Below are 11,926 nucleotides of genomic sequence, written 5' to 3' on the forward strand. Positions count from 1 at the left end.
CTGACACTTTCGTAATCCCGCGTAACCGGCTCGATTTTGAGCGACTTTTGAGGAGATAACGTGAAATATTTACCGTTAATCGCTTTGACCGTGGCAATTTCTGCCTGCGCCGCTCAACCACCCGCTGGCGTTCAGTCCGTTGGTCAAAGCCAGCAACCGCCGAAGGCTGTCGCTACCTGTATCGCGCAGAAGTGGGCAGACAGCTCGCAACAACAAGTCGTGTCGCAAGACACGCTGGCTAACGATCAAGCCATGGACGTCTATGTTCCGGGTCAGCAGCCGCCTAATGGCGCAGCCGCTGTCGTACGCCCGTCGTACACCGGCAAAGGTACGTGGGTCGGCTTCCGCGCGAATGGCGCTGCGGGCAGCGACGCCACGGGTGCAATCAGCGGCTGCCTGTAATACCGCAGCGTGCCGCAGCAAACCGTTTGACGAGCTTGCACTCGTCAAATGAAAAGCCCCGCAATTGCGGGGCTTTTTTGTGTTTGCGCGGTGTTATTCGCCGCTCGCCTGGGCATTGCTGCTGTCGAGCGAGCCGTAGAATTTCACCTTCGAACGCGCACGCAGCGCTTCGACGTAGGCCTCTGCTTCGGACTGCGCATCGACCTGTGCGATCTGTTGCTGCGCTGCGGCCAGACGTTGCGGATCGACCGTGTTACCGGCCACCACCGCGTTCACGCGATAGATTGCATAGCCGTCGTCGCCGAGATCCACGCCGACATAGGCGGGCAATTTTTGCGCGTCCGCCTTGTAGATTGCACTCAATGCGGCCGGCGGCACGCCTTGCGCGTCGTTGCGCGACACCTTCAACGGCGACGAGAAGCCCGTGGTCGCCTTCGACTTTTCGAACTCGGCCAGTTTGGCCACGCCGTCCTTGTGAGCCGCTTCATCCGACTGAACGGCGATCACCTTCTGACGCACGGCGTCCTTGACGGCGTCGAGCGCCGGCACCGCCGCGGCCTTGTAGTCGGTCACGCGCGCCGCGATCAACGTGTTGCCGCCGACGTCGATGGCCTGCGTGTTGTTGCGTGCCGTCGTGGCGTCGCTAGCGAACACCGCGGCGAGGAACTTCGCGTTGTTCAGCGGACTGTCAGGCGCGAGCTTCGGATCCGGCTGCGGCGTGACCGTGGCGGTCTGCAATTGCAGCTTGTACTTGTCGGCAGCCGGCTGCAGGCTCTTCGCCTTTTCGTAGACGATCGACGTGAAGCCTTCCGAATCGTCGGTGAACGCCTTGCTGGCCAACTGCGTCTTCAGGTCTTTCGAAATCTGATCCTTCACTTCGTCGAACGGCTTCGTGACCGCCGGCTTCACATCCGTCACCTTGACGATGTGATAGCCGAAGTCGGTTTGCACGATGCCGCTGACTTCGTCTTTCTTCAGCGCGAACACGGCGTCGTCGAACGCCTGGCCGCCCGCGATCATGCCGCGGCCGAAGTAACCCAGATCGCCGCCCTTCGACGCCGAACCCGGATCCTGCGAATTCTGCTGCGCAATCTGCGCGAATTGGTCCGGATGCGCCTTGATCTGCGCGAGCAACTCTTCGGCCTTCTGCTTGGCCTTGGCCTTGTCAGCCGCGCTCGCGTCTTTCGGCGCCGCGATCAGGATGTGGCTTGCACGCACCTGGCCGTCGGTGCGGTAGTGCGCGATGTTGTCGTCGTAGTACTTCTTCAGATCGGCATCACTTGGCTGCGCGGAAGCGGCGAGCGTGGCCGGCGACATCACGAGATACTGGATCGTGGCCGTCGCGGGCGTAGCGAATTCGTTGCGATGCGCGTCGTAATACGCTTGCAGCTGCGCGTCGGTGGGCTGCACCTTCGCGGCGTAGTCGCGCGGATGGAACGCAATGCCCTGCACTTCGCGCTGTTGTTCCGCGAGTTCAGTCAGATGCTGAGCCAGCGTTTTAGATGTGAACGCGCTGCCCTGAATGCTGGCCGGCAACTGCTGCGTGGCAATGCTGTAGCGCACTCGTTCGTCGTACTGGTCGGGCGTCATGCCCTGCATGGCGAGCAACTGCTTGTAGCGTTCGACATCGACCGTGCCGTCAGGATTCTTCAGCGACGAGATCACCGGATCGTTCATCAACACACGGCGCACGGCGTCGTCAGACGCGGTCAGATGCAGGCGCTGTGTTTCATCGGCCAGCACGCGTTGCTCGATCAAACCATCGAGCATCTGAGCGCGGCGTTCCGGCGTGTCGAACGACTTCATGTCGAACTGCGCGCCGAGCATCTGACGGGCGCGGTCGAGCTGCTGACGCATCGCGTCGTCGTATTCAGCGCGCGTGATCTTGTGACCGTTGACGCTCGCGACGTTTGCACTTTCGTCAAAGAAGCCGCGGAAGCCCTGAATACCCACAAAACCCAACCCCGGCACAATGACGAGGATGAGCATGAACATCATCAGGCGTTTGTGATTGCGGAAAAAATCGAGCATGCGTGAGGAGTGCCAAAAACAGAACGCCCGATCTTACAACAGCGGGCAATAAAAAAGGCGAACCGGAGTTCGCCTTTCGAGGATACTGGCGGAGTGGACGGGACTCGAACCCGCGACCCCCGGCGTGACAGGCCGGTATTCTAACCGACTGAACTACCACTCCTTATGCAGCACAACTGCGCTGCGCTGAAACACTTAAACGAATCTGAAACTGGTGGGTGCTGAGAGGCTCGAACTCCCGACCTACGCCTTGTAAGGGCGCCGCTCTACCAACTGAGCTAAGCACCCGTTTCTCGATTCAGTGCTTCTTCTGTCCGCCGCCCGATTCTCGTCAACCGACGTTCCTCAAGCAGCGAGCCCATTAGTTTAGCGCATCCTTCAGAGCTTTGCCAGGCCTAAATTTAGGAACCTTGGCCGCCTTGATTTTGATGGCAGCGCCGGTGCGCGGGTTGCGCCCGGTGCGCGCGGTACGCTTGCCAACCGCGAAGGTGCCAAAACCGACCAGCGTCACCGAACCACCTTTCTTCAACGTACCTTTGACACCATCGATCACAGCGTCGAGTGCACGGCCTGCCGCTGCCTTCGAAATGTCGGCTTGCTGTGCAACGTGATCGATCAATTCCGTCTTGTTCATTCCAACCCCCGAGAATGTTTATGGCAATCGTGACGGCGCTCTGTTAGCGCCTGGCATCACGCGGCCGGCGGGCAACGCCGGGCGCAATCATTAGAATTGGCCGAAACCCCTGTGTCAAGCGGGGTTGAGCCTGATTTGGGTGGTTTTCGAGGGGGCTTCCTATAACAAGATGTTGCCGCAAATCGATGCACATACAACCAGTTGGCAAGCGCACCGCAGCTTTGCTCAATAGGTGGGAAAACGCGCCACGCGCGACGCCTGACGCAAGTCGCGCGGCCATAAAAAAACCCGCGGCCGTGACCGCGGGTTTTCTTCAAGCAAACAGCTTCGTTACTGACTGTCTTAGTGCTTCACGACTTCCGTTGCTGCGGCGTCTTTGCCCGGCTCCGCTGCGACCGGCGCAGCAGGCTTCGGCTCTTCTTCCGGCAACGCCGCCGGCACACGTTCGAGCGCCAGTTCGAGCACCTTGTCGATCCAACGGACCGGCACGATTTCGATTGCGTTCTTCACGTTGTCCGGAATCTCCGTCAAGTCCTTGACGTTCTCTTCCGGAATCAGCACCAGCTTGATACCGCCGCGATGCGCCGCCAGCAGTTTTTCCTTCAAGCCGCCGATCGGCAGAACTTCGCCACGCAACGTGATTTCGCCCGTCATCGCGACATCGGCGCGTACCGGAATTCCGGTCAACACCGACACCAGCGCGGTCGTCATCGCGATACCGGCAGACGGACCGTCTTTCGGCGTCGCACCTTCCGGCACGTGAATGTGAATGTCCTGCTTCTCGAACGCTTCGTCCTTGACACCGAGACGGCGCGAACGCGAACGAACCACCGAGCGTGCTGCCTCGACCGATTCCTTCATCACGTCGCCGAGCGAACCCGTGCGGATCACATTGCCCTTGCCCGGCATCACCGCAGCTTCGATGGTCAGCAGATCGCCGCCCACTTCCGTCCATGCGAGACCCGTAACCTGGCCAACCTGATTTTCCTTCGCAGCCAGACCGAAGTCGTACTTGCGCACGCCGAGGAACGTATCGAGGTTGCTGCCGTCGACCTTCACCGCGCCTTCCGCCTTCTTCAGCAGAAGCATCTTCACGACCTTGCGGCAGATCTTCGAAATTTCACGCTCGAGCGAACGCACGCCCGCTTCACGCGTGTAGTAACGAATGATGTCGCGGATCGCGGTTTCCGTCACATCGACCTCGCCTTCCTTGAGGCCGTTGTTCTTCTTCTGCTTGGGCAAAAGATAACGTTGCGCGATGCTGACCTTCTCGTCTTCCGTGTAACCCGACAGACGGATCACTTCCATCCGGTCGAGCAACGGCGGCGGAATGTTCAGCGAGTTCGACGTCGCGACGAACATCACGTCCGACAGATCGAAGTCGACCTCGACGTAGTGATCGGCGAACGTATGGTTCTGTTCCGGATCGAGCACTTCCAGCAAAGCCGACGACGGATCGCCGCGGAAGTCCTGACCCATCTTGTCGACTTCGTCGAGCAGGAAGAGCGGATTGCGCACGCCGACCTTGGTCAGGCTTTGCAGAATCTTGCCGGGCATCGACCCGATGTACGTACGACGGTGACCGCGAATCTCGGCTTCGTCGCGCACGCCGCCGAGCGCCATACGCACGAACTTGCGGTTCGTGGCGCGAGCGATCGACTGACCCAGCGACGTCTTACCGACACCCGGAGGCCCAACGAGGCACAGGATCGGCGCTTTGACCTTGTCGACACGTTGCTGGACCGCGAGATACTCGAGAATGCGTTCCTTCACTTTCTCGAGACCGAAGTGGTCCTCGTCGAGCACGCGTTCCGCATTCGAGAGGTCGTTGTTGACCTTGCTCTTCTTGCGCCATGGCAAGCCGATCAGCGTGTCGATGTAGTTGCGCACGACGGTCGCTTCAGCCGACATCGGCGACATCAGCTTGAGCTTTTTCAGCTCGGCGTCGGCCTTCTTCTTGGCTTCCTTCGGCATGCGGGCAGCCGTGATGCGCTTCTCGAGTTCTTCGAGGTCCGCACCTTCTTCGCCTTCGCCGAGTTCCTTCTGGATCGCCTTGACCTGTTCGTTCAGGTAGTACTCGCGCTGGCTCTTCTCCATCTGGCGTTTCACACGCCCACGGATGCGCTTTTCGACCTGCAGGATGTCGATCTCGGCTTCGAGTTGCGCGAGCAGATGCTCGAGTCGCTCGATGACCGGGAACATTTCGAGGATGTGCTGCTTCTGGTCGAGCTTGAGCGGCAAGTGCGCCGCGATCGTGTCGGCCAGACGCCCGGCTTCGTCGATACCCGACAGCGACGTCAGGATCTCCGGCGGGATCTTCTTGTTCAGCTTCACATACTGGTCGAACTGCGACACGATCGCGCGGCGCAGCGCTTCAGTTTCAGCGCTGTCGGCGTGGTCGGGTTCGAGCGGCATGACTTCGCACGAGAACTGCGTTTCCTGTTCTTCGATGGAAAGCGTTTTCGCGCGCTGCAAGCCTTCGACGAGCACCTTCACGGTGCCATCGGGCAGCTTCAGCATTTGCAGGATGTTGGCGACACACCCTACTTCGTACATGTCCTTTTCGGTCGGCTCATCTTTCGCAGCCGTCTTCTGGGCGACGAGCATGATGTGCTTGCCGCCTTCCATCGCTGCTTCGAGAGCCTTGATCGACTTCGGGCGGCCTACGAAGAGCGGAATCACCATGTGCGGGAAGACGACTACGTCACGCAGCGGGAGCAGCGGGAGCGTAATGCGTTCCGGCGGAAGGAGTTGGGTTCCTGACATTTCATTTCCCCATGAGTGGAATCAGTTCGTTCGATAGGTGAGGCCAGCAGAAAAGATTGCAAGCCTCCGCGTGTGGGAAAAGTTCAGTGACTCCGAAGGTTCAGTGACTCCATAGTGAAAACAACCAGCCTGACCACACGATAAACGAAAAAAGCCGTTCACGTTGCCATGAACGGCTTTTTTTGCAGAACCCGAAAGCCGATCAGTTCGAACCCGCCACTTTGGGCGCGTCTTCGTAGATCAGTAGCGGTTTGCCGTCGCCGTCAATCACGTTGTCGTCGATGATGACCTTGCTAACGCCTTTCATTTGCGGCAGGTCGTACATCACATCAAGCAACGCCTGTTCCAGGATGGAGCGCAGACCACGCGCACCCGTCTTGCGACGAATTGCCTTACGCGCGACAGCTTGCAACGCGGCCGGGCGAATTTCGAGCTCGACGCGTTCCATGTTGAACAGCTTGTGGTACTGCTTCACCAGTGCATTCTTCGGTTCGACGAGAATTTTCATCAACGCCGCTTCGTCGAGCTTGCCGAGCGTGGCGACCACCGGCAGACGGCCGATCAGTTCCGGAATGAGGCCGAATTTGATCAGATCTTCCGGTTCCACTTCGCGCAGCACTTCGCCGGCGTCGCGATCCTGCTTGCTCTTCACGCTTGCGCCGAAGCCAATACCGGTCTTCTCGGTACGATCGACGATGACCTTTTCGAGGCCGTCAAACGCGCCACCGCAAATGAACAGAATGTTGGTGGTGTCGACCTGGATGAAGTCCTGATTCGGGTGCTTACGGCCGCCTTGCGGCGGCACCGACGCCATCGTACCCTCGACCAGCTTCAGCAAGGCCTGTTGCACGCCTTCGCCCGACACATCGCGGGTGATCGACGGGTTGTCGGACTTGCGGCTGATCTTGTCGATTTCGTCGATGTAGACAATGCCGCGCTGGGCCTTGTCGACTTCGTAATTGCAGTTTTGCAGCAGCTTCTGAATGATGTTCTCGACGTCTTCACCGACATAGCCGGCTTCCGTCAGCGTGGTTGCATCGGCAATCACGAACGGCACGTTCAGAAGGCGCGCAAGCGTCTGCGCGAGCAGCGTCTTGCCGGAACCGGTCGGGCCGATCAGCAGGATGTTGCTCTTGGACAGCTCGATCTCATCCTTCTTGTCGAGATGCTTGAGACGCTTGTAGTGGTTGTACACCGCGACCGCGAGAATTTTCTTCGCGCGTTCCTGACCGATCACATACTGGTCGAGGATTTCACGGATTTCCTGTGGACTCGGCAGGTCGGACTTCGACAAGCCCGCCTCGATGCCCGCACCTGCAGCCTCATCACGGATGATTTCGTTGCACAGGTCGATACATTCATCACAGATGAACACCGACGGGCCGGCAATCAGTTTTTTGACCTCATGCTGGCTCTTGCCGCAAAACGAGCAATACAACAGCTTTTCGCTGTTAGAACCTTTCTTGTCCGCCATAGATGTGTGAGCCTCCGGACACTCGATTACATGATACGCCGTTTGCCCTGGCCTCGCAGTTTGGGCGGGGCCGGGCTTGAGCCAAGGTGACGGCGTTTGCCGCAGGCACTCGGACGAAATTTGATTATTTCACAACCGATCCGGCGACGTTTTTGCCCCAATTCGGGGCAAAAACGCACCATCTCAAGGACGCTTGTGCGCCACCTGGTCGACGAGGCCGTAAGCTTGCGCGTCGTCGCCGGACATGAAGTTGTCACGGTCGGTGTCGCGTGCGATACGCTCGACCGGCTGGCCGGTGTGATGCGCGAGCAGATGATTTAGCCGTTCCTTCAAATACAGGATTTCGCGCGCCTGAATTTCGATGTCCGACGCCTGACCACGCGCGCCGCCGAGCGGCTGGTGAATCATCACGCGCGAATTCGGCAGAGCAAAACGCTTGCCTTTCGCGCCGGCCGCCAGCAGGAATGCGCCCATGCTGGCCGCGAGACCCATGCACAGCGTGGAGACGTCCGGCTTGATGAACTGCATCGTGTCATAAATCGCCATGCCGGCGGAAACCGAGCCGCCCGGGCTGTTGATGTAGAAACTGATGTCCTTGTCCGGATTCTCGCTTTCGAGGAACAGCATCTGCGCGACGACGAGATTGGCCGTCTGGTCGTTCACTTCACCGACCAGGAAGACAATGCGTTCCTTGAGCAGACGGGAATAGATGTCGTACGAGCGCTCGCCCCGGCCGCTCGTTTCCACGACGATCGGCACCAGTCCGAGCGCCTGCGCTTCGAGATCCCGCGACGACTGGGAGGTCAACGTGTCCAGCATTTGAGCGCGAAAGGTCATGCAGTGGATCCTTGTCTGAAATATTCTAACTATTAGATGCTGGACAGGTGTGGTCGACAACCCCGTATTCAAGTGCGCGATCAGTGCATGTGCGCCGCGCAACACGAAGCAAAAACGCAATACACATTCACAGCACAAAAAAACGGCGTGCGGGCCGTCGCTCCGACAGCCGGCACGCCGTTGCAGCGACGCTTACGCTTGCGCCGTTGCGCTTGCCAGTTCTTCGAAGCTCACTTCCTTGTCCGTCACCTTGGCCTTGCTGAGGACGAAATCGACGACGTTGGCTTCAACGACGTACGCTTCCATTTCGGCAAGACGTTGCTGGTTCGAATAATACCAGCGGACGACTTCCTTCGGGTCTTCGTAGCTTTTCGCGAACTCGTCCACTTCGGCGCGAATCTGCTCCGGCTTGGCTTGCAGTTCGTTGGCCTTGACCAGCTCGGCCAGCACGAGGCCCAGCTTGACGCGGCGCTCAGCCTGTTCCTTGAACATGGCAGCCGGGATCGGCGCATCTTTGGCGTTCGGCACGCCACGTTGCTCCAGATCCTGACGCGCCATCGCGACGAGGCGTTCCTGATCCTGTTCGATCAGTGCATTCGGCACGTCCAGTTCGGAAATCTTCAGCAGCGCGTCCATCACCTGGTTCTTGACGATGGCTTGCGTGCGGCGCTTCGCTTCGCGCTCGAGATTGTCTTTGATCTCGGCGCGCATCTTGGTCAGATCACCGTCTTCGATGCCGAGCGACTTCGCGAATTCAGCGTCGATTTCTGGCAGATGCGGCCACTCGATCTTCTTCATCGCGATCGTGAATTGCGCGGTCTTGCCGGCAACGTCCTTGCCGTGATAGTCCTCAGGGAACGCCAGATCGAATTCCTTCGACTCGCCGACCTTCAGGCCCGTGGCTGCCTTTTCGAATTCCGGCAGCATGCGGCCTTCGCCCAGCACGAACGCGAAGTCGTCTGCGCTGCCGCCCTGGAACACTTCACCTTCGATCTTGCCGACGAAGTCGACCGTCACGCGATCGCCTTCTTTCGCTGCCGTGTCGCCGCCGCCATCACCGTGCTCGCCGGCTTCGCCGCGAGCGTGGAAGTGCACGCGCTGCTTGCGCAGGATGTCCAGCGTGCGGTCGATTTCCGCCTCGCTGATGCTGGTCGTGGTGCGCTCGATTTCAGCCGTGGCGACGTCGCCCAGCTTCACTTCCGGATACACCTCGAACGTCGCGTCGAACGCGTAGTCGCCTTCAGTGGCCTCGGCCTTCGGCGCGAAGCTCGGCTGACCGGCGACGCGCAGGTTTTCGGCGCGGCTGATGTCGAAAAATTCCTTGCCGACCTTGTCGCTCAGCACTTCGGCTTCCACCTGGCCCGAATACTGTTGCGTCACCATCTTGAGCGGCACCTTGCCCGGGCGGAAACCCGGCATGCGCACGTTCTTCGCGAGTTGACGGATACGCGAGTCCACTTCCTTCTGCACGGCGTCCTTCGGCAGGGAAATCGTTACGCGGCGTTCGAGCTTGCCGAGGTTTTCAACAACGTTAGCCATGGCTTCAATCGTCCTAAAATTATTCGAGCGAATCAGTTATCTTCTCCGTGCCGCTTGTCGATGTCGCGCGATCTCGCGTTTTTGGTCGCGTGTTGATCGCTTCGCCTCGATTGCGCGCCTGCGCCGCGGGCTTGCAGGCCGCCGGCAGCACGGTTGGGTCCAAAGAGCCGAATATTTTAGCAAACTATTTGCGCGCCTAGCCGGGATTCGATGAATGGGCGCGTTTTAATCGCGATTTTGCTCGGATTCCGGCCGCTTTCCGCGCTGTTTCAGGCCCGTTTGCGCACTGTTCCAGTGCGGCCGGGGTGTCGCGCCGCTATGACGCCGCGCCTGTCTGCACGAATTTTTCCCGACAGCTTCGCTTCCATCACCCGGCGCGGACGAAAGCAAGAGCAAAGCTAAAGCACGCGCCGCGCGTGCGCGCGCTGACGCTGTCAATGCTGGCTATGCCATTCGACATATTCAGTCGGCGCGCCCATGCTGATAAGCTAATGGACGCGCTCGGGGCTGAGCGCGCATCCCGACATTTCACCCGCCCTCGCAACGATTCCAACCATTCAGAGACACCATGCCGAATTCGCCGTCCTCGCCCGTCGTCGTCATTGCTCCCGATTCCTTTAAAGGCTCGCTCAGCGCGGAACAGGTCGCGCAAGCGATCGCAGCGGGCATCCAGCGCGCCCGTCCTGACGCGGACGTGCGCATCTGCCCGATGGCCGACGGCGGCGAAGGCACGCTCGACGCCATGCTCACGGGCGGCGGCGAACGCCGCACCCTGAGCGTGCGCGGCGCGGCCGGTCCGGTGCGCGACGCGCTCACGGGTCTGCTCGCCGACGGCAGCGCGATCATCGAAACGGCGGAGGTCGTCGGCATTACGGACCCGGTGGGAATGGGCGTGCCCGTCGAGGCGCGCAGCACGCGCGGCATGGGCGAAGCGATTCGCGCGCTGATGGACGCCGGCGTGCGGCGCTTTTTCGTCGCGCTTGGCGGCAGCAGCACGAACGACGGTGGCGCGGGCCTTCTGGCCGGCCTCGGCCTCAAGCTGTTCGACGCCCAGGACAATGAACTCGACGCCACGCCGGAACAGCTCGCCCGTCTCGCGCGAGTGGACGTGTCGCAACTCGACGCGCGTCTCGCCGACACGCAGTTCGTCGGCATGTCGGATGTGGACAATCCGCTTACCGGCGATCACGGCGCCACCGCGGTGTTCGGTCCGCAAAAGGGCGTGAAACCGGACCAGGTGGCCGCGATCGACGCAGCGCTGGCCCGTTTCGCCGATCTGCTCGAACCGGCGCTCGGCCGCACGGCGCGCGAACTGCCCGGCGCGGGCGCGGCCGGTGGCCTCGGCTTCGCGCTGCATATGCTTGCCGCGCAGTTCGAACCGGGCGCGGAAACCGTCGCGCGACAAATCGGGCTGGACGCCGCGCTCGAAGGCGCGGACTGGCTGATCACCGGCGAAGGCCGTTCCGATGTGCAAACGCTGCACGGCAAGGCACCCTTCATCGCCTGCCGTCACGCACAGGCTGCCGGCGTGCCGGCCACCCTCCTCTCGGGTGGCGTCGACTCCGCCGCCTTGCCGCGCCTCGCCGAATATTTCAGCGGCTGCTTCTCGCCGGCGCCTGGACCGATCACGCTCGAAGTCGCGATCCGCGACGCGGCACGCCTGTTGGCGGACGAAGCCGAACAGTTGACGCGCCTGAAATACGGCACGCGTTGACCGGCAAGACGGTTGCGGCAACAATCACAGCGCCGCGACCGCTCACACACTACGGGAAGACCATGAAGGACGCCAAAGCCGGGCTCGAACAGTTCCTGACGTACCGTCTGCATGTCCTCAACAAACTCGCCGAACGCGGCATCAGCGAACGCTATCAGAACAAGCTCGGCGTGACCTTGCCTGAAGCGCGCGTGATTGCGTCGGTGGGATCGTTCGGGCCGTTCTCGATCATGGAACTGGCAAGGCATGCCAATCTCGACAAAAGCCAGGCAAGCCGCGCCGCCGAGGCGTTGATCAAGCAGGGACTCGTGAAACGCGAGGCGAGCGCCGAAGACGGCCGCGTCGTGCTGGTGTCGCTCACTCCCGAGGGCCGCGCGCTGTATCGGAAGGTGATGCCGATCGCGCGCAAATGGAACGGCGATATGTTCGACTGTCTCGACGAGCAGGAGAAGCTCGCCTTCGGCGACGCGCTCGACAAGATCATCGGCACGATGACGGCGCGCGAGGAGTGACCTGCGCGCCGCATGCG

The 11,926-nt window shown here is 60.6% G+C and carries 9 protein-coding genes and 2 tRNA genes; 3 read left to right on the forward strand and 8 right to left on the reverse strand.

Translation table 11 applies throughout. The features are described from left to right. Positions 1–60 precede the first annotated feature (60 nt). On the forward strand, positions 61–402 hold the full coding sequence (locus tag ACQKRQ_RS15130) for a hypothetical protein (protein ID WP_132374693.1): 342 nt from the start codon (positions 61–63) through the stop codon (positions 400–402). 93 nt (positions 403–495) lie between these two features. Here the strand turns inward: ACQKRQ_RS15130 and ACQKRQ_RS15135 are convergent, their stop codons facing one another. The 8 genes from ACQKRQ_RS15135 to tig all read right to left on the reverse strand — a co-directional run bounded on the left by ACQKRQ_RS15135 (position 496) and on the right by tig (position 9,683). Then, complete coding sequence (locus ACQKRQ_RS15135; RefSeq protein ID WP_427477876.1) at positions 496–2,433, reverse strand: SurA N-terminal domain-containing protein; 1,938 nt, start codon at positions 2,431–2,433, stop codon at positions 496–498. Between the two features lie 86 nt (positions 2,434–2,519). After that, positions 2,520–2,596 (reverse strand) — tRNA-Asp (locus ACQKRQ_RS15140). A 49-nt stretch (positions 2,597–2,645) separates the two neighbouring features. Then, positions 2,646–2,721: transfer RNA gene (locus tag ACQKRQ_RS15145), tRNA-Val, on the reverse strand. Between the two features lie 73 nt (positions 2,722–2,794). Beyond that, positions 2,795–3,067 carry an HU family DNA-binding protein gene (locus ACQKRQ_RS15150; RefSeq protein WP_012432917.1) on the reverse strand — a complete coding sequence of 91 codons (273 nt, stop codon included), beginning with the start codon at positions 3,065–3,067 and terminating at the stop codon, positions 2,795–2,797. Positions 3,068–3,409: 342 nt separating this feature from the next. Next, entirely contained in the window at positions 3,410–5,833 is a 2,424-nt protein-coding gene (gene lon, locus ACQKRQ_RS15155) for an endopeptidase La (RefSeq protein WP_132374695.1), read from the reverse strand. A gap of 202 nt (positions 5,834–6,035) precedes the next feature. Then, positions 6,036–7,307 (reverse strand): ATP-dependent Clp protease ATP-binding subunit ClpX, encoded by a 1,272-nt coding sequence (clpX, locus tag ACQKRQ_RS15160; protein ID WP_006048928.1) that lies wholly within the window; start codon positions 7,305–7,307, stop codon positions 6,036–6,038. 183 nt (positions 7,308–7,490) lie between these two features. After that, positions 7,491–8,144, reverse strand: coding sequence for an ATP-dependent Clp endopeptidase proteolytic subunit ClpP (gene clpP, locus ACQKRQ_RS15165; RefSeq protein WP_007182010.1), 654 nt, complete (start codon positions 8,142–8,144; stop codon positions 7,491–7,493). A gap of 192 nt (positions 8,145–8,336) precedes the next feature. Continuing rightward, the gene (gene tig / locus ACQKRQ_RS15170) at positions 8,337–9,683 is read right to left on the reverse strand and encodes a trigger factor (protein ID WP_132374696.1); all 1,347 of its coding nucleotides are present in this window, start codon (positions 9,681–9,683) and stop codon (positions 8,337–8,339) included. Positions 9,684–10,251: 568 nt separating this feature from the next. Between tig and ACQKRQ_RS15175 the strand changes: the two genes are divergently transcribed. Together ACQKRQ_RS15175 and ACQKRQ_RS15180 are read left to right on the forward strand one after the other, a co-directional pair. Beyond that, positions 10,252–11,397, forward strand: a complete 1,146-nt coding sequence (locus ACQKRQ_RS15175) for a glycerate kinase (protein ID WP_427477881.1) — start codon at positions 10,252–10,254, stop codon at positions 11,395–11,397. Positions 11,398–11,459: 62 nt separating this feature from the next. Continuing rightward, positions 11,460–11,909: a MarR family winged helix-turn-helix transcriptional regulator gene (locus ACQKRQ_RS15180; RefSeq protein WP_132374698.1), complete on the forward strand. Its 450-nt coding sequence runs from the start codon at positions 11,460–11,462 to the stop codon at positions 11,907–11,909. The last annotated feature ends 17 nt before the right edge of the window (positions 11,910–11,926 follow it).

The sequence above is a fragment of the Paraburkholderia sp. NPDC080076 genome (genome assembly GCF_050281145.1).
GTDB lineage: Bacteria > Pseudomonadota > Gammaproteobacteria > Burkholderiales > Burkholderiaceae > Paraburkholderia.

Bases quoted from the DNA above. Each gene is read 5' to 3' on its own strand.
- clpX (WP_006048928.1), bottom strand. From the start codon at position 7,307: ATGGCGGACAAGAAAGGTTCTAACAGCGAAAAGCTGTTGTATTGCTCG.
- ACQKRQ_RS15175 (WP_427477881.1), top strand. From the start codon at position 10,252: ATGCCGAATTCGCCGTCCTCGCCCGTCGTCGTCATTGCTCCCGATTCC.
- ACQKRQ_RS15150 (WP_012432917.1), bottom strand. From the start codon at position 3,067: ATGAACAAGACGGAATTGATCGATCACGTTGCACAGCAAGCCGACATT.
- clpP (WP_007182010.1), bottom strand. From the start codon at position 8,144: ATGACCTTTCGCGCTCAAATGCTGGACACGTTGACCTCCCAGTCGTCG.
- ACQKRQ_RS15135 (WP_427477876.1), bottom strand. From the start codon at position 2,433: ATGCTCGATTTTTTCCGCAATCACAAACGCCTGATGATGTTCATGCTC.
- lon (WP_132374695.1), bottom strand. From the start codon at position 5,833: ATGTCAGGAACCCAACTCCTTCCGCCGGAACGCATTACGCTCCCGCTG.
- tig (WP_132374696.1), bottom strand. From the start codon at position 9,683: ATGGCTAACGTTGTTGAAAACCTCGGCAAGCTCGAACGCCGCGTAACG.
- ACQKRQ_RS15180 (WP_132374698.1), top strand. From the start codon at position 11,460: ATGAAGGACGCCAAAGCCGGGCTCGAACAGTTCCTGACGTACCGTCTG.